The organism is Halomonas zincidurans B6 (genome assembly GCF_000731955.1).
In the GTDB taxonomy this organism is placed as follows: Bacteria; Pseudomonadota; Gammaproteobacteria; order Pseudomonadales; family Halomonadaceae; genus Modicisalibacter; species Modicisalibacter zincidurans.
This window is the reverse complement of sequence record NZ_JNCK01000001.1, coordinates 2,728,567-2,745,027: the sequence shown is the minus strand read 5'-3', so window position 1 is coordinate 2,745,027 and position 16,461 is coordinate 2,728,567. Positions and strand designations below refer to the sequence as shown.

Sequence of the window (16,461 nt, the reverse complement as noted above, 5' to 3'; positions counted from 1 at the left end):
AATAAAGGCGAAAGCTAATGATAGTGATTCTTATTTAATTATCATGCGAATGATGGCTCGCGGCCTATCGTCTAGGCGGGAATAGCCACCATGCTGATCAGGTAGCCATCCAGCAGGGCGTACTGGCCATGCAACCGGCTGGCGTCGGGCCAGTCGGGGGCGAGGGGCGTGAGCAGTTGCAGTGTTACTTGCTGCGCCTCGCTGTTCCAGACGATCAACTCGGCGTCCTGGAAATAGAAGCGCACGCCGACCAGCGGAAACAGCGCCTTGAACAGGCTCTCCTTGAGCGAGAATGCCAACGTGACGAATTCGCCGTGCTGATCCGCCGGCAAGCCAATGAGCCAGTGTCGCTCGGCGGGGGTGAGGATCTGCGGCGCCAGGCGTTCGGCGCGCGCCTCGCCGAGCAGCGCCTCGGCGTCCTGGCCAATACCGCGCCAGCACTCCACGCGGGCGACCAGCGCGGCGGCCAGGTCGCCGCCATGAGTGATCGAGCCGACCGTGCCTGCCGGCCAGTGCGGTGCCTTGCCGGCGCCGATCACCGGCACGTGGGGTTCGCCAGTCAGCGCATTCAGGGCCTCGCGGGCACACAGCCGGCCGGCGAGGAATTCAAGCTGGCGCTTGGACGCGGCGCGACACAGCGCATCGGGCGGTGTAACCGCCGCCTGCGACCAGGCCTCAAACGTGAACGCCGACTTGGCGTAGCGCAGTGCCAGCCACTGAGCGCCGGGCAGCGCCTCGGCCCACGGCCAGGCGTTCAGCCACGGACCCAGGCAGGCGGGCAGGGAAGCGGTGCGCGGCGCGTCGGGCATCGGTTCAGCGATCGACGAGGGTGGCGTCCAGCTCGACAGGAATCTCGTCGCCGATCTCCTCGTAGCCGAGCAACAGCAGGATGCCGCGGGCGTTCTGATTGGCCATCAGCGCGCTGCCGTCCATCACCACCCGCTCGGCGTTGCGCAGCCGGATGACAGCGCTGGACTCGCGGGTGAAGCGCACCTGCAATGGTTCCTGGCGGCGCCCGCCGTTGCTCTGCACCTCCAGGGTCACCGTATCGGTCAACGACTCGCCGACGGTCAACTCATCGAGGCGCTGGGCGGGAAAATACGCGGTCACGGTGGCCAGCGGCGCGTCGGTCAGCCCCGAGAGCCATGACGGCATCTGGCCCAGGCGCTCGGCGACGTCGGTCTGGTTGAAGCGCAACGGCACGCGCAGGGTGCCGGCGTCGCTCAACTCGCCCTGCAGGCCACTGACACGGTGGGTACGCGGCAGCGGCCCGTTGGGGGTGACCTCGACGATGGTGGCGGTCACCTGCGACTGCTCGGGGTCGAGTTGCCAGGCGGCATGCGCCGACAGGCTCAACCCGGCCGCGAGCGGGGCGATCAGTAGGGTGCTGGCCAGGCGACGAAAGCGCTGGTCTATTGATGCGTATCGAACGTCCATGTCGTTTCCTCCCGGTGGATTGGCCGTGGCGAGAATAGCAGCCGGGCGCTGGTCTCAGCCATTTCCATTCGCTATCATACGCCCGCGCAACGTAGGGCCTATAGCTCAGTTGGTTAGAGCAGGGGACTCATAATCCCTTGGTCGCTGGTTCGAGTCCAGCTGGGCCCACCAATATTCAACACCTTAGCCAGTTCCGACCCTTAGCCAATCCCGACGATTCAACCCGTCTGGCTTGGTATCTGTGCTGGGGGGGGCGTAGCGCGCCATGGTGAACGTCTCCGTTCCTGCAATTTGGAGGCTGTCCACGGCATGCCCGAAACAGCCCGAACCATGCCCCTGGAAACGAAAAAAGCACCCGTAGGTGCTTGATTCGTATGCTTGAGTGGTGGAGGCGGGGGGAATTGAACCCCCGTCCGCCGGCACTCGCCCATTGGCTCTACATGCTTAGTTCCGTCTTTTGTTTTAGCGTTGCTGACTCCGACGGGCAGGATCCAGCAACGCGAGCCTTCTTAAGTTTGACGATTGACGTGAAGGCGCCGCCAATCGCGATCCCATTACTTTGCGCTCGTCTCCCGTCCACGATGAATGGGCACATCGCTTCGGGGCCAGGCTAACACCAGCAGTTTTTAAGCTGCCAGCGCGCCCTGAGCGTAGTTTTCGTCGTTTGCGACTATTTAATCGTGATGTTGGATTTACGAGATACATCACGCTCTCGGCATGCACCTCAGGGGTTGTCACCAGCGTCGAAGCCATGTCGCCCCCATGACGTGGCAGATTATACCAGAGCGTTTTGCTCAGGTAAAACCCGCATCGCTACTTCCCTCACCTGCTGTCGCGCATGATGCGCGCCTTTTGACGGTTCCAGTCGCGCTCCTTCTCCGTGGCACGCTTGTCGTGCTGTTTCTTCCCGGTGACGAGCGCCAATTCGCACTTCACCAGGTTCTTCTTCCAGTACAGCTTGAGCGGCACACAGGTATGACCCTTGTCCTGGGTGCGCGAGAATATCTTGGCGATCTCCTTGCGGTGCAACAGCAACTTGCGGGTGCGCGTCGGGTCGGCCAGCACATGGGTGCTGGTTGTGTTGAGCGGCATGAAATGGCTGCCCAGCAACCAGGCTTCGCCATTCTTGACCAGAATGTAGGTATCGGTCAGCTGGGCCTTGCCCGCTCGCAGGCTCTTTACTTCCCAGCCCGCCAGCGCCAGACCCGCCTCGAAGGTTTCCTCGATGTGGTATTCGAAGCGCGCCTTCTTGTTGAGGGCAATGGCGCTGCTGCCCGCCTTGTCGGCTTTCTTCTTGCCCATGGATCCTCGTATGTCGCTATGCGGTGACGCCCGGTAGGCCCCATATGGAGTGAGGCATGATATCCTTCAAGGGCTTGGCGATATAAATAGCCATGATACGCTCCAGTCACAGGGAAGTCAGCGGAGAGGTACATGCCCACGGTCAATCGGTCCGCATTGGTGCGACATTCCGCCCAGGCCATGTTCGATCTGGTCAACGATTTCGAACGCTACCCCGAATTTCTGCCGGGCTGTCGGCGTACCCGACTCATCGAGCGTGACGAAGATCACCTGATCGGCGAACTGACGCTGGCCAAGGCCGGCGTCGAGCAGAGCTTCACCACACGCAACGATCTCTGTCCGCCCGAGCGCATCGAACTTTCGCTGGTCAGCGGCCCGTTCAAGCGTCTGCAGGGCCAGTGGCTGTTCACGCCGATGGGCGAGAATACCTGCAAGGTATCCCTGGAAATGAACTTCGAGTTCTCCAATCGCATACTCGGTATGGCGTTCGGCAAGCTGTTCAGCCAGGTCGCCAGCCAGCTGGTGGATTCTTTCACGCGACGTGCCGATGATGTCTATGGTCGCTACTGAGGCATGCGAAGAAGCTGAAATGATCGACATCGAGGTGGCTTTCGCGCTCCCCCAGCGACAGAAGGTCGTTGCCCTGACGCTGGCCACAGGCACGACGGCACGTGAGGCCGTTCATAAGGCGGACCTTGGTCGCTTCTTTCCCGAGTTGCCGGAATCGGCTTTTGCGCAGGCGCCGCTGGGCATCTACGGCAAGGTCCTGCGCGCCCCCCATTTACATGCCCTGCAACCCGGCGATCGAGTCGAGGTATATCGCCCGTTGCTCATCGATCCCAAGCAGGCCCGGCGGCGACGCGCCGATCGTTCGGCGGGTCAATAGCCGGGCCCCGTAATCGCTCGGCCGTTGGGCGATTACTCGATCGGCTCATCTTGAAACGTAGTACGACTGGGTGTCGCGTCGATCACGCCCTCCGGCAACGCATTGTCCTGCATTGCCGGGCCAGGCCCACTCTCCGGCTTGAGATCGACGTTGGTGTCGAGATCGCCAAAGGTCTGAATGTCGACCAGACGATCATTGTCGAAAGTCAGCGTCAGGCGTTTGTAGATGACACCGCCGTAAGCTTCGTCCAGACGGAACACGTAATCCCACTGGTTGCCATTGAAGGGTGCTTCGAGCAGCGGACTGCCCATTACATACTGTACCTGCTCACGGCTCATGCCGAGTTCGAGCTGCGCCAGCATGTCTTGGGTGATCAGGTTGCCTTGGGGCAAGTCGCGCTTGTAGACGCTTAGGTAGCTACAACCGCTGACGAGTACCAGCACCAGGGAGAAGATGACTATTTTGATCAGGTTTTGCATTTGGCCCCGTTCTTCACTATCGTTGCTTTGGTCGATCATAACCGACCCACCACGATACTGCGAAGAGTAACCATGGCCGACCAGAACCATGAATTGCGCCGGGCAGGGCTGAAAGTCACGCTTCCTCGCGTCAAGATCCTGCAAATTCTAGAGAAGTCTCGAAACATGGAGACCCATCTCAGCGCCGAGGACGTCTACAAGGCATTGCTGGATGCCGGTGAAGATGTCGGTCTGGCTACCGTGTATCGCGTGCTGACTCAGTTCGAAGCTGCTGGCTTGGTCATTCGTCATCACTTCGATGGCGGCCACGCCCTGTTCGAGGTTTCCCAAGAGGAACATCACGATCACATGGTCTGCCTGGAAAGCGGCAAGATCGTCGAATTCTTCGACGATGGCATCGAACGGCTCCAGCATGAGATTGCCGAAGAGCACGGTTACGAACTCGTCGATCATGCGCTGGTACTCTACGTGCGCCCCAAGGGCTCCAAGGCCACGCGTCAGGAAGGAGGCAAGAAGGCCTGACCTGCTTGTTGGCACTAGCCGATGGCAATCCTCATTTGCCGTCGGCTTTTAGCGTTTACGCAGCGGCATGGCCGCGTCTCAACGATCGCCGGGGTAATTCTCGGAGTGACGCCCCTCACGCTTGAGCGATTCCCCTCCGTCGACGAACAGCGTCTGCCCGGCGACGAAGCGATTCTTCAGCAGATAGTCGAGCGCTTGACCCAGTTCGTCCAGCTCGCCCTGGCGCGCCAGCGGAATGCCGCCATGACGCCAGGCCAGGTAGTCGTCGCTACGCACCGAGGCCGGTAGCACCACGCCGGGTGCAATGGCGTTGACGCGAATGCGTGGCGCGAACTCCAGGGCCGCCATGCGGGTCAGCTCGCCGAGGCTTTTCTTGGCGAGCAGATAGGCCGCATAGGCTGGCTGATTGAATGCGATCTTGTTATCCAGGATGTTGACGATATCACCCTCGCCGATCTCGCTGGCAAAGCTGCGTGTCAGTCGGAAGGGGGCGAAGAGATTGACCGCGAATTGCTCCTCCAGCAGCGATCTGGGCGTTTCGGCAATGGCCGCTGCCGCATAGGCCGACGCGCTGTTGACCAGGACGCAGAGCTTGGGAAAACGCGCCTTGGCGCGCGGGATGAGCGCCTCGACATCGCCCAGATGGAAATCGCAGGGCAGGCACTCACAGCCCCGGCCCATGTCGCGAATCGCTTGGGCTACCTGTATCGCCTGCTCGCTGGAGTGACGGTAGTGCAACGCAATATCATAGCCTTGCTGCGCCAGGTGCAGCGCAAGGAAACGACCGATGCGGGTCGCTCCGCCGGTAACAAGTGCGGCCTTACTCAGGGTTTCGATGCTGCCACTCCCGGTTCACTGGGTTGAATGTCACTCACAACATACCCAGCCACTCCTACGCCGACAAGTCTTGGCGCATCCCGGCAACCAGGAGATGCCCAAGGGCCTTGGGTGTACGGCCGGTAGCGGAACTGACGACAGGCGCATATTCATGGCGGTGGCATTGCGGACAAGCAGGTGGCATGGCATCCAGCGCATGCTGGATATATACGAGCGTCCAACAATGGCGGCAGATATGTAATGAGCGATCATTTTCCATTTCTTACTGTCCTTAGCAAGACGTGCAGCATAAACGTCAGTTCAGAGTTTGGCAGCCTGGCCTGTAGATCGTCGAGATGAAAAATGCCGTTGTAAAGGCGAGCCCTTGTATCACACTCGCAGAGTGCCCGACTCCTGTGCCACGTAACCAGGAAAGCCATGCGCAGGGCGCGGGGCAGACGGCATTCAGAGCCGCTGGCGCTTCGATACACGGCCCTCCCTGTGCCACACTCGAGCGACATCCCGCCAAGGAGGCAATTCGCGATGCTCAAGAAGACCATCACCTGGCGCAAACTGCCAGACTCCCGGAATGAAGATGCCGAGGCCTCCGAATACGAGGTCTACGACAGCGACACTGGTGCCACCATCGGCGTATTCGCTAGCCGCGAGGCCGCCGAGAATGAAGTTGCCCGCATGAACCACTCGGACATAGAAGGCCTCGATGATCGACATCGCAAAGAGGACGCCGATCCCGCCGCTGGCTGAGCCGACCCTGGCAAAGCCGGGGGAGCTTGGAACCTCAGTCAGCGGCCGGGCCCGAGGACGTGGCCGACGTTGGTTGGGGCGTCACCGTGCCTTACAGCGCGCCCCCATTTAATGGATGGTTCAACGAGATCGCCCCGCCTAAGCGGGGCGAATTTATGCGCGATCCCGCGCCGCGAAGGCTAAGGCAATGGCTTCGGCGCCGGGGCCTGGGTGATCGCTCCGGCGTCAGCGTTCCTGTGGCTCGTCGACGTCGTCGCTATCGGGCTTGCGGTGAGACGGGTCGCTGACCTGATAGACCGGCGGCGCTGCATTGTCGCCGGAATTATCCGCTTCGGGGCGGGCATCCACGGCCTGGCGGCGTTCCTCGACCAGACGGATATTGGCCGGCGGTGCGCCGCCCTCCTTGTCTTCGCCGAAATACAACGTGGTGTGCGGAAACGGAATCTCGATACCCGCGGCGTCGAAGCGCAGCTTGACCAGGCGATTGTAGGCACGCCCCACTTCCCACTGATCGCCCGGCGTGGTCTTGATCACCACGCGGATGTTGACCGAGCTGTTGGCCAGCGCCACCACGCCGGCCACGGTCAGCGGCGCCAGCAGCTTGTTGCCGTGTCCCTCGCTAGCCTTGAGATCCTCGAAGGCGAGTTCCAACTGGGCGATGGCGTCGTCGATGCTCTCGCGATAGGCGATGCCGTACTCGCCGACATGGTTGCCGAATTCACGCATGTAGTTGGAGACGGTATCGACACTGGAGAACGGCACGATGTGGTAGGTGCCGGCCAGATCGCGGATGCCCACCGAACGGATGCTCAGCCGCTCGGCGGTGCCGGTGATACCGCCGACGGTGACCACATCGCCGGTATTCATGGCGTTCTCCACCTGAATGAACACCCCGGTGATGATGTCCTGAACCAGCTTCTGGGCACCGAAACCGATCGCCAGGCCCAGCACCCCGGCGCCAGCGATCAGCGGGCCGATGTTGATGCCGATCTCGGCCAGCACGATCATTGCGGTCAGCGTGATCAGGGCGATCGCCAGGGCATTGCGAAACAGGCTGAGCAGCGTCCTGGCGCGGGCGGTCGGCTCGCCGGTGCCGGTCTCCGGGTTGAGCCGGTGCTCGATGAGGCTGGCCAGGGCGACCCACAGAACACAGGCGGCCGCCAGGATGATGATCACGTTGATCAGCTTGCTGACCGTGCCGCGGCCGGCCTCGGTGGCATACCAGGCGGCCAGGTCGAAGATGCCCCAGGCGTTGAGTACCAGCAGTGTCACGGCGATCAGAATGATCGCGCGGATTACCTTGAGAAAGGTGGGAATGTAAGCATTGAGCCGCGTCTCCAATTTGGGCAGCTTGCGTCGCAGATCGTCGGAGAGCGTGATGCGCCGGCCGATCAATTGAGTGAGCACGCCCGACAGCAGCAGGCCAAGCCCGGCAATGATCAATGTCCGCAGGGTCGCCGCGGCAACGCTCGGCAGGGCGTCTTCGGGACGCACGATGCTGACCAGCAGGACGACCAGGAAGTAACCGATGGCCAGTAGATGCCAGAGTTTGCCAAACAGCTGCAGGGCCACCCGGCTGGGACCCATGGTGGCCTGTTCGGCCTTGGCTTCGAGGGCGGCACGCACCTTGGTGCGGTTCTTGAGCACCATCAGCGTGGCGTAGATGAACGCCAGCAGCATGATGACCAGGCCGATTCCCTGGCCCAGCGCCGGTGACAGGTTGAAATTGACGATCGGTACCAGCACCAGCATGCCATAGCCGACGAAGCCGGTGAGCGTGGCCAGCCAGCGGTTCCAGCGTCGCGCTTCGTCGGCGGCGATGGGTACCAGGCGCAGGCCCTGATAGTGCGAGGAGAACAGCATGCGAATCGTCGCCTTGATAAGCTCGATGATCAAGAAGGCGTTGAGAAACAGCGAGGCTTGGGTCGACAGGCTACCGCTAGCGCCGATGGCGAACGTGGCAATCAGATTACCGCCGACATAGGCCAGCACGACGATGAGCACGTCAATCAGCGCGGCAATCGCCACGGCGCCGATCAAGCGCAGCAGCGCGCTGCGCCCTTCGCCGGCGCGAGACCACTGGCTGATGCGCGAGAAGAGCGGGTGACCCAGGCGCCGCAAGATAAAGAACGCCACGAAGGTGGCGATGATCACCAGGCCCAGGTTGATGGTCGCGTTGAGCACGGCGGCGGTGTCGATGCCCGGGCCGGCATTGGCCTGGGGGGCGAATAGCCCGCCTAGAGCGGCTGTCAGGGCTGCGAACTGGCCGCCGATATCGCCGGCGATGCTGCTGGTCATTACCGCCAGGCGCCGCGCCAGAGAGACCTGCTCGGGGCGCTGGTCGCTGGGCGCCTGCTCGGCCACGGCCCCGGCGCTGGGGGCCTCGGCAGGGAGCGCACGCTTGCCGGGCGTAGTCGTCTCGGCCAGTGAGCGTAACTCCTCGATCAAGCGCTGCCGTGAAGTCTCGTTCTCGAGCAGGTCGGCGAGTGTGGCGTAGGCTGGCCCCGACTGTTCCGGTGGCGCGACGTTCGAAGACGTGGAGGCGTCCTGAGCGAATGCCGGCAGGGTGAAGAGCATCATCAAGACCAGCCCCAGCCAGTGGCCCAGCCAAGGGATATTGCGCGATTTCGGCACGTTAAACCTCCATGTAACGGCGGCACTGGCCTGCCGGTTGGTTGTCGCCCAGCGGTGTCGCTGAAAGTTCCTGTCAGTCGCAGCCGGCTCGATGAAGAGCCCGGCAAACTTCACCGTCCTTCGCTACCCTGTCTGGAGTCTGCGGCCAGCGGTCACGCATGGTCGGTTTCAAGGTGATCAGCAGGGTTCGGTAAGTGTCAACGGAGCAAGAAACAGCAAATTACTATACGCATGTTGTACATGGGGTGGTAGGTACGCAAGGCTAGCATATAGCCAGACGATACTCATTGATCGGGTAACTGCAAGGAACGTGGAGCCGTCAGGCCGGCCCGTTCGGGCGAACGCCGCCAGCACCTGCTGGAAGAGGACCGCCGAAGCGGCCTGAACGCGACCGCGACGCTTAGAAAGGAAGGGATCGTCGATGTTGAAAGTCACGCTGGAATTGTGTTGCAACGTCTGTCATGGCGAGCGCTTCATGCTGCCGACACTCGAAGAAACCGGTCCGCCGTTCGCTGATATGCTCGTCTGGCGGGCACTCGGCCATGAGCGATGAGCCCGTTCGTTGGCTAATTGCTGGCTTATCGTGTCGCTACAGCGAAGTGCCGTGTTGATTCCGGCTAGCTGGATGCCGTCGGTTCGTCGCCTTCGGCAGAAGGGCGGCTCTTGGAGTCTTGCTTCAATGAGGCCAGCCATTCTGTGGCGACTGGTTCAGGAAGCGAAATCGGCTTGTTGATGGTCAGGATCCGCTTGTCACAGTTCAGGTAGTGATCGTCGAAATCGGCCATCTCGGCCAGGCGCTGCGGGTCGAGGATCACTATATGGAAATGCTGGCGCCTTACCAGTCCTTGGCAGGCCAATGCCGAGAAGGTGCGGCTTATGTGCACCGTGCTCATGCCGAGCGCATCGGCAAGATCCTGCTGCGAGAGTGGTAGCTGAAAGCCATCGACATCGTCGGGAAGGAACTCCAGCAGGCGTGCACGGCATTCGCAGAGAAAGTGCGCCAGACTCTCGCGGGCATTGCGGCGCGCCACGCTGACCAGCCGTTCGGCGAGCATGGCCTGATGCTGATTGGCGATCACGAACAGCGCCGAGCGCACGCTATTCGAAGCGTTCAGCAGGGTGAAGATGCTCGAATACGAATACTCGCAGACTCGACCATCGGTGAGCATCGACACGTCGTTGCGGCGTATTCCGCTCAACAACTCGAAGATTCCCAGAATATCGCCCGGCAGGTAGGTGGCGAACAATTGCCGGCTACCGTCGCTCAGATAGCGCGCCGAACAACCCCAGCCCTCGCTGATGACCAGCAGCGAGTCGGCGCTGTCGCCTTCATGCCATAGCCACTCGCCAGCGGTGACCTTGCGCATCTCGAAGGTCAGGCCTTCGAGTAGTTCGATCTCGCCATCTGTCAGCGAAACCAGGGCGCTCAAGCGCTTCAACATGGGGTTGGTTGCGTTCCGCACGCACGTCTCCAGCGACAAGATCTTGAAAACGCAAAGAAACCATGCTCAGTGGAACGGCGCGATAACGTAGGTTTATTTTTATCAGAATGTCTTCATGTAACTATCCCGACCTGGCGGGACAGCGCTCCACGACGTAAGGTGCGCGCTGCACGAGCGCTTGCCCAGTGTTCGTCTCGGCCGATGCGATGGGCATCGCCAGCGCACGCAGCCGATCACGGCCGATAGGCACACGGCGAAAGGCCGTGAATGCCCGGGCGCACGCTGAACAGGGCGCCGGCCTGGCTTTGTGCATCACAGCCCTCGGCGGCGGTGGTAATATACAGCGTGGCGAGATCGTCGCCGCCGAAGGTGCAGCAGGTAACGCGCGAGACCGGCAGGCGAACCTCCCGGTCGCGGCGGCCGTCGGCCAGGAAGCGGGTCACCCGGGCGCCATCCCAGTGGGCGACCCACAGGCCGCCTTCGGCGTCCAGCGTCATGCCGTCGGGGAAGCCGTCCTCCTCGCTGAAGCGGATGTGTAGTCGCTTGTTGGCGAGCGTGCCGTCGTCGGCCAGATCGAAGGCATGGATCGCCCGCGCCGGGCTATCGGTGTGGTAGAGCGTGCCGCCATCGGCGCTGATCGCCGGACCGTTGGTCACCGTGTAGGGGCGGTCCATCTCGTGCAGGCCGCGCTTGTCGAAGCGCAACAGTCGGCCGCTGGCCGCCTGCTCCCGATTGTCCATGCTGCCGAACCAGAGCCGACCCCGGGGGTCGGCCTTGCCGTCGTTGAGACGATGGCCGGAGGTGTCGGCGACCGGTTCGGCGAGGGTCTCCAGGATACGCGGCGAACCGCCGTCCAGAGTGAGATGCACGAGGCGCGAGCGTAACCCGGCGACGAGCCCGCCACCGGCATGCGGCGCCAGCCAGCAGCAGGCCTCCTCGAGCGGCCAGCTGCGCGTTTCGCCGCTGTCCGGGGTATAGCTCAGCAGGCGGCTGGCGAGGATGTCGACGAACAGCAGGCAGCGGTACTCGCTGGACCATAAGGGCCCTTCGCCGAGCCGGGTGCGGGCGTTCCAGAGATTTTGCGGTTGTGTGGTCATGGGCTCCTCGTCGAAAACGCTACAGGCGCGTTCGACTAGAGTGCCGCAAGCGAGCCGCGATGAGAACGCACGCGGATGACAGCTTTCGGCGGAAGTGCTAAGTATGGACACCGTTTGCCGGGCTGAGTCGCGCTGCACGCCGCGTCGTTGAACGCGAAGCCAATTTTACAAGGGAAGCGCCGTGAAGTTGTTGATTCTGGACGCCCCCCACTGCTTGAGCCTGGCGCTGGCACGCGAGGCCAACCGGCGGGGGGACACCGAGCTGATCATCGAGGAAGGGTTGGCCCTCGACCCTGAGCGGCTCGCTGAAGTGGCACCGGATGCCGTGCTGATTCCGCCGCTGGTACAGCCGAGCGATGCCGATCCATCGGCGGTCATGGCCCATGCGGAAGCGGTGGAGGGGGCGCTGGAGTGTTGCCAGCGCAACGATATGCCGCTGGTCTGGTGCGTGTCCGACCAGCTCTACGAAGACGGCGCCGACACGCCGATCGACGAGCACGTGATTCCCTCGCCTCGCGACGAGAACCTGCGTCGGCTGATCGTGACCGGCAACCGGGTGCGCGAGCAACACGCCCGCCACCTTATCGTGCGCCTGGGGCCGCTGTTCGCCCTCGAAGGCGCCGGGGCCTGGCTGACCGAGTTGATCGATACGCTGATGGCCGGCCGCCAAGTCCGGGTCGCCGAAGACATCATCTTCTGCCCGACATCGGTGGACTGCGTGGCGCTGGCCCTGATCGGCATGCTTCAGCAGCAGGGCTGCGGCGCCAATGCCTGGGGCGCCTATCATCTGGCCGGAATCGAGCCGGTCAGCGGCTATACCTTTGCCTCGGTGGTGCGCACCCAATTGGCGACGCGTCTCGAGGGGCTCGGCAAGCAGGTGACGCTCGGCGAGCTGAAGGCGCTCAACCATCACCACGATCAACCGCTGAGACGGGTGCTCAACTGCCGGCGCGTGCTGGATGCCTTCGGCGTCCACCAGAAACCCTGGCGGCTCGAGCTGGGCCGCATGCTGGACACCTGGTGCCAGGCCTATCAGGCTCAGGAGGCGCCATGAACGCGATTCGCAGCGCGATCTTCTATGTCGGCTATTTCCTGGCCATCCTGGTATTCGGTCTGCTGTGTCTGCCGATCACGCCGCTGTTGCCGCTGGCCGGCCGCTATCGGCTGCTCAATCTCTATAATCACTTCATCGTCGGCTGGTTCGCGCGGGTCTGTGGCGTGCGTTACACGGTGCGCGGGCGCGACAACGTGCCGGCGGGGCCGGTGGTGATCCTCGCCAACCATCAATGCGAGTGGGAGACGCTGTTCCTGCAGATACTCAAGCCGCCGGTATGCACCGTGCTCAAGCAGGAGCTGCTCAATCTGCCGCTGTTCGGCTGGGCGCTGCGGCTATTGCACCCGATCGCGCTGGATCGCTCGCGCCCGGCGCGGGCCATGAAACAGGTCCTCTCGCAGGGTCCGCAGCGCTTGCGCGAAGGCCTGTCGGTGCTGATCTTTCCCGAAGGCACGCGGGTCGAGCCGGGCCAGCGGCGGCGTTACAACAAGAGCGGCGCGGTGATCGCCTGTCGGGCCGGCGTGCCGGTGCTGCCGGTGGCGCACAATGCCGGCGAGCGCTGGCCCGGGCGGCATTGGGTCAAGAATCCAGGGCCCCTGAACGTAGTGGTCGGTGCGCCGATCGCTACCCAAGGGCGCACGCCGGAAGCGGTGCTGATCGAGGTCGAGGCCTGGATCGAGGAACAATTGACGTCGATTTCCGGGGTGCCGCGCCCGGCGACGGCCAGCGAAGCGCCGGCCGGCAAGAAGGAATGGGTATAGAACAACTTCTGGCAGCTGTCGAGAGGCTTTATTAACCTGGGTTATCGGAAGAAAAAAGGCAAATGCGACACCCTTGCAACCGCAGTAGCCGAACACCATTTCATGAACATAACGCAAGACGCTGAAGCGAGCCAACCGGAGACCCCGCCGAATGAACCTTCAGGACAGTTGCATCATTCGTCACTTCAATCATTTCTGTCGCTTGTCGGACGATGACAAGAAGCTATTGCTGCGTCTCGAAGAGAGCCCGGGACACGTGAAGGCCGGCAGCGTCCTGTGGCAAGAGGAAGACCCCGCCAGCGAGTTCTGCACCCTGAGCCGTGGCTGGGCCTATTCCTACCGTAATCTCGGCGACGGCAGTCGGCAGATCCTGGAGATCTATCTGCCCGGCGACATCATCGGCTTGCGCGAATTCGCCTTCTCCCAGCGCCTGGCCGGCGTAGCGATGATCGACGACGGCGTGATCTGCCATTTCCCGCATCGCCGACTGCTCGACATCTTCAACCAGTCGACCACCCTGACGGCGATCCTGTTCGCGATCTCCAGCCGCCAGCAGGCGTTGCTCACCGAGCGCTTGGTCAACCTCGCGCGGCGCACCGCCCACCAGAAACTCGCCCATTTCATCTACGAGATGTACCTGCGGTTGTTGCAGACCGGCGCGCTGAGCGACGGTGATTTTCGCCTGCCATTGTCCCAGGAGCAGCTGGCCGACACGCTGGGCCTGAGTGCCGTGCACGTCAGCCGGACGTTCTCGGCGTTCCGCGAGCAGGGACTGGTGCTGCGCGAGCGTCACCACGTCACGCTACCCGATCCCGAGGCGCTGGCGCGGGTCGCCGAGTTCGACGACTGTTATCTCAACGACAGCGTGCGGCCGATCTTCTTCGATGGCACCGAGGCGGCCATGCGCATGAGCAATGCCCATTCCGGGGATGAGGGGCCGGTGCCCAAGTGAGATCCTGCGCTGGCCAGCAAAGGGCCAGTAAAGGGCCAGCAAAGGGCCGGCATGGCGGATGGGCCTCGCACGCGGTGCGCCATAGCGCGCCGCAGTCTCCTGACGCTCCCTTCGACGAGGGCCGCGATGCTTGCCGGCGCTGCAGCGTCGCTGCTCGACAATTTCTCGACGGCCATGGCGTTTATCGGCGACCGCGAAGCGCTTAGACTGAGCAGGTTCAGACTGGGGCCGCTACGCCGCTCGTAACGCCCAACCGACCGAATCAGGAGGATCATCGATGAAATCACGCGCCGCCATTGCCTGGGAAGCCGGCCAGCCGCTGGAACTCACCGAAATCGACGTGGAGGGGCCAAAGGCCGGTGAAGTGCTGGTGCGCATCGTCGCCACCAGCGTCTGCCATACCGATGCCTATACGCTGTCCGGAGCGGATCCGGAGGGGCTGTTTCCCTCGGTGCTGGGCCACGAGGGCGCCGGCGTCGTCGAGGAAGTCGGCGAGGGCGTCACCGGCCTGGCGCCGGGGGATCACGTGATCCCGCTGTATACCGCCGAATGCGGCCAGTGCAAGTTCTGCCTGTCGGGCAAGACCAACCTGTGCAGCGCGGTGCGCGCCACCCAGGGCAAGGGGCTGATGCCCGACGGCACCTCGCGCTTTTCGCTGGGTAGTCAGCCGCTGCATCACTACATGGGCTGCTCGACGTTCTCGGAATATACCGTGCTGCCCGAGGTGTCGCTGGCCAGGGTCTCCAAGGCGGCGCCGCTGGACAAGATCTGCCTGCTCGGCTGCGGGGTCACCACCGGCATCGGCGCGGTGCTCAACACCGCCAGGGTCGAGCCGGGATCGACCGTCGCGGTGTTCGGTCTCGGCGCCATCGGCCTGGCGGTGATCCAGGGCGCGCAGATGGCCCGGGCCGGACGCATCATCGCCATCGACGTCAACCCGGACAAGTTCGAACTGGCGCGCCAGTTCGGCGCCACCGAATTCGTCAATCCCAAGGACTACTCGGATCCCATCCAGCAGGTGATCGTCGACTTGACCGACGGCGGCGTCGACTATTCCTTCGAGTGCATCGGCAACGTCAACGTCATGCGCTCGGCGCTGGAGTGCTGCCACAAGGGCTGGGGCGAATCGATCATCATCGGCGTCGCCGGGGCCGGCGAGGAGATCGCCACGCGGCCGTTCCAGCTGGTCACCGGGCGGGTCTGGAAAGGCTCGGCGTTCGGCGGCGTCAAGGGCCGCAGCGAGCTGCCCGGCTACGTCGAGCGCTACATGAACGGCGAGCTCAAGATCGACGAGTTCGTCACTCATGACATGCCCTTCGAGCAGATCAACGCGGCCTTCGAGCTGTTGCATGAAGGCAAGAGCATCCGCAGTGTGCTGCATTATTGAGTAAGGAGGCTGCATGAGCATGTCCGAATCGCTGGAGCTGGTTTCCGCCACCAAGTCGTTCGGCGGCTGGCTCAAACGCTACAGGCACCATGCCCGTAGCCTGGACTGCGAGATGGTCTTTTCGATCTACCTGCCGCCACAGGCCGAGGAGCGCAAGGTGCCGGTGTTGTGGTGGCTGTCGGGGCTGACCTGCAACGACGAGAATTTCATGCAGAAGGCCGGCGCGCAGCGGCTCGCCGCCGAGCTGGGCATGGCGATCATCTGCCCCGACACCAGCCCGCGCGGTCTCGACCTGCCCGGCGAGCACGACAGCTACGACTTCGGTTCCGGCGCGGGCTTCTATCTCAACGCCAAGCGCGAACCCTGGTCACGCCACTATCGCATGTACGATTACGTCAACGACGAGTTGCCGTCGGTGGCGCGCCAGCACTTTCCGCTCAACGGCCGCGAGGCGATCAGCGGCCACTCGATGGGCGGCCACGGCGCGCTGGTGCTGGCGCTGCGCCAGCCGGGCCGCTTCGCCTCGGTATCGGCGTTCGCCCCGGTGGTCAACCCGATGGATGCGCCATGGGGCCAGAAGGCCTTCAAGAACTACCTGGGCGAGGAGCGCGGCGACTGGCGCCAGTACGATGCCTGCGAACTGGTGGTCAAGGGCGTCTCGCGGCAACCGTTGTTCATCGACCAGGGCGAGGCCGACGCTTTCCTCGACGAGCAGCTCAAGCCCGAACGTCTCGAGACGGTGTGTCGGACCAACAACCATCCGCTGACCCTGCGCCGCCAGCCCGGTTACGACCACAGCTACTTCTTCATCGCCAGTTTCATCGACGACCATCTGCGCTATCACGCCAAGTATCTCAAGCTGCTCTGACGCGCGGGTATCGCGATACGGCCAAGCGCCCCGCCTCGTGCGGGGCGCTTGCGTGTCGG

Annotated in this window: 18 protein-coding genes, 1 tRNA gene and 1 other RNA gene; 11 read left to right on the top strand and 9 right to left on the bottom strand. The window is 63.0% G+C overall.

What is annotated here, in order from left to right:
• Positions 1-71 precede the first annotated feature (71 nt).
• Together HALZIN_RS0112825 and HALZIN_RS0112820 are read right to left on the bottom strand one after the other, a co-directional pair.
• Positions 72-809, bottom strand: a complete 738-nt coding sequence (locus tag HALZIN_RS0112825) for a 4'-phosphopantetheinyl transferase family protein (protein ID WP_031384604.1) — start codon at positions 807-809, stop codon at positions 72-74.
• A gap of 4 nt (positions 810-813) precedes the next feature.
• Positions 814-1,437 carry a hypothetical protein gene (locus HALZIN_RS0112820; protein ID WP_051907517.1) on the bottom strand — a complete coding sequence of 208 codons (624 nt, stop codon included), beginning with the start codon at positions 1,435-1,437 and terminating at the stop codon, positions 814-816.
• 94 nt (positions 1,438-1,531) lie between these two features.
• Here HALZIN_RS0112820 and HALZIN_RS0112815 point away from each other — a divergent pair.
• Positions 1,532-1,608, top strand: a tRNA-Ile gene (locus HALZIN_RS0112815).
• A 212-nt stretch (positions 1,609-1,820) separates the two neighbouring features.
• On the opposite strand, the gene ssrA is transcribed toward HALZIN_RS0112815, so the two are convergent.
• Together ssrA and smpB are read right to left on the bottom strand one after the other, a co-directional pair.
• Positions 1,821-2,199, bottom strand: a transfer-messenger RNA (tmRNA) gene (gene ssrA, locus HALZIN_RS17600).
• Between the two features lie 60 nt (positions 2,200-2,259).
• Positions 2,260-2,739, bottom strand: coding sequence for an SsrA-binding protein SmpB (smpB, locus tag HALZIN_RS0112810; RefSeq protein WP_031384602.1), 480 nt, complete (start codon positions 2,737-2,739; stop codon positions 2,260-2,262).
• Between the two features lie 132 nt (positions 2,740-2,871).
• Between smpB and HALZIN_RS0112805 the strand changes: the two genes are divergently transcribed.
• Together HALZIN_RS0112805 and HALZIN_RS0112800 are read left to right on the top strand one after the other, a co-directional pair.
• Positions 2,872-3,309 carry a type II toxin-antitoxin system RatA family toxin gene (locus HALZIN_RS0112805; protein ID WP_031384601.1) on the top strand — a complete coding sequence of 146 codons (438 nt, stop codon included), beginning with the start codon at positions 2,872-2,874 and terminating at the stop codon, positions 3,307-3,309.
• Between the two features lie 19 nt (positions 3,310-3,328).
• On the top strand, positions 3,329-3,625 hold the full coding sequence (locus HALZIN_RS0112800) for an RnfH family protein (RefSeq protein WP_031384600.1): 297 nt from the start codon (positions 3,329-3,331) through the stop codon (positions 3,623-3,625).
• 32 nt (positions 3,626-3,657) lie between these two features.
• Here HALZIN_RS0112800 and HALZIN_RS0112795 read toward each other — a convergent pair whose 3' ends face one another.
• Positions 3,658-4,143: an outer membrane protein assembly factor BamE gene (locus HALZIN_RS0112795; protein ID WP_328286635.1), complete on the bottom strand. Its 486-nt coding sequence runs from the start codon at positions 4,141-4,143 to the stop codon at positions 3,658-3,660.
• 33 nt (positions 4,144-4,176) lie between these two features.
• Here HALZIN_RS0112795 and fur point away from each other — a divergent pair, with 33 nt between their 5' ends.
• A complete protein-coding gene (fur, locus tag HALZIN_RS0112790) occupies positions 4,177-4,626 on the top strand; it encodes a ferric iron uptake transcriptional regulator (RefSeq protein ID WP_031384598.1) in 450 nt (149 codons plus the stop codon).
• A 78-nt stretch (positions 4,627-4,704) separates the two neighbouring features.
• On the opposite strand, the gene HALZIN_RS0112785 is transcribed toward fur, so the two are convergent.
• Positions 4,705-5,454, bottom strand: a complete 750-nt coding sequence (locus HALZIN_RS0112785; protein ID WP_031384597.1) for an SDR family oxidoreductase — start codon at positions 5,452-5,454, stop codon at positions 4,705-4,707.
• A 531-nt stretch (positions 5,455-5,985) separates the two neighbouring features.
• Between HALZIN_RS0112785 and HALZIN_RS0112775 the strand changes: the two genes are divergently transcribed.
• Positions 5,986-6,207, top strand: a complete 222-nt coding sequence (locus HALZIN_RS0112775) for a hypothetical protein (protein ID WP_031384595.1) — start codon at positions 5,986-5,988, stop codon at positions 6,205-6,207.
• Positions 6,208-6,432: 225 nt separating this feature from the next.
• On the opposite strand, the gene ybiO is transcribed toward HALZIN_RS0112775, so the two are convergent.
• The gene (gene ybiO / locus HALZIN_RS0112770) at positions 6,433-8,787 is read right to left on the bottom strand and encodes a mechanosensitive channel protein (RefSeq protein ID WP_051907641.1); all 2,355 of its coding nucleotides are present in this window, start codon (positions 8,785-8,787) and stop codon (positions 6,433-6,435) included.
• 475 nt (positions 8,788-9,262) lie between these two features.
• Here ybiO and HALZIN_RS18550 point away from each other — a divergent pair, with 475 nt between their 5' ends.
• Entirely contained in the window at positions 9,263-9,394 is a 132-nt protein-coding gene (locus tag HALZIN_RS18550; RefSeq protein ID WP_268871184.1) for a hypothetical protein, read from the top strand.
• A gap of 64 nt (positions 9,395-9,458) precedes the next feature.
• On the opposite strand, the gene HALZIN_RS0112760 is transcribed toward HALZIN_RS18550, so the two are convergent.
• Both HALZIN_RS0112760 and HALZIN_RS0112755 read right to left on the bottom strand, forming a co-directional pair.
• A complete protein-coding gene (locus HALZIN_RS0112760) occupies positions 9,459-10,304 on the bottom strand; it encodes a Crp/Fnr family transcriptional regulator (protein WP_150113116.1) in 846 nt (281 codons plus the stop codon).
• A 212-nt stretch (positions 10,305-10,516) separates the two neighbouring features.
• On the bottom strand, positions 10,517-11,380 hold the full coding sequence (locus HALZIN_RS0112755) for an SMP-30/gluconolactonase/LRE family protein (RefSeq protein ID WP_031384592.1): 864 nt from the start codon (positions 11,378-11,380) through the stop codon (positions 10,517-10,519).
• A 181-nt stretch (positions 11,381-11,561) separates the two neighbouring features.
• On the opposite strand from HALZIN_RS0112755, the gene HALZIN_RS0112750 reads away from it, so the two are divergent.
• The 5 genes from HALZIN_RS0112750 (at position 11,562) to fghA (ending at position 16,402) form a co-directional block, all read left to right on the top strand.
• Positions 11,562-12,434, top strand: a complete 873-nt coding sequence (locus HALZIN_RS0112750) for a sugar nucleotide-binding protein (protein WP_031384591.1) — start codon at positions 11,562-11,564, stop codon at positions 12,432-12,434.
• Entirely contained in the window at positions 12,431-13,195 is a 765-nt protein-coding gene (locus HALZIN_RS0112745; RefSeq protein ID WP_031384590.1) for a lysophospholipid acyltransferase family protein, read from the top strand. Before HALZIN_RS0112750 ends, HALZIN_RS0112745 begins: the two co-directional genes overlap by 4 nt.
• 151 nt (positions 13,196-13,346) lie before the next feature.
• A complete protein-coding gene (locus HALZIN_RS0112740) occupies positions 13,347-14,147 on the top strand; it encodes a Crp/Fnr family transcriptional regulator (RefSeq protein WP_084173581.1) in 801 nt (266 codons plus the stop codon).
• Between the two features lie 277 nt (positions 14,148-14,424).
• Positions 14,425-15,534, top strand: coding sequence for an S-(hydroxymethyl)glutathione dehydrogenase/class III alcohol dehydrogenase (locus HALZIN_RS0112730; RefSeq protein ID WP_031384588.1), 1,110 nt, complete (start codon positions 14,425-14,427; stop codon positions 15,532-15,534).
• Positions 15,535-15,547: 13 nt separating this feature from the next.
• Positions 15,548-16,402 (top strand): S-formylglutathione hydrolase, encoded by an 855-nt coding sequence (gene fghA / locus HALZIN_RS0112725; RefSeq protein WP_031384587.1) that lies wholly within the window; start codon positions 15,548-15,550, stop codon positions 16,400-16,402.
• The last annotated feature ends 59 nt before the right edge of the window (positions 16,403-16,461 follow it).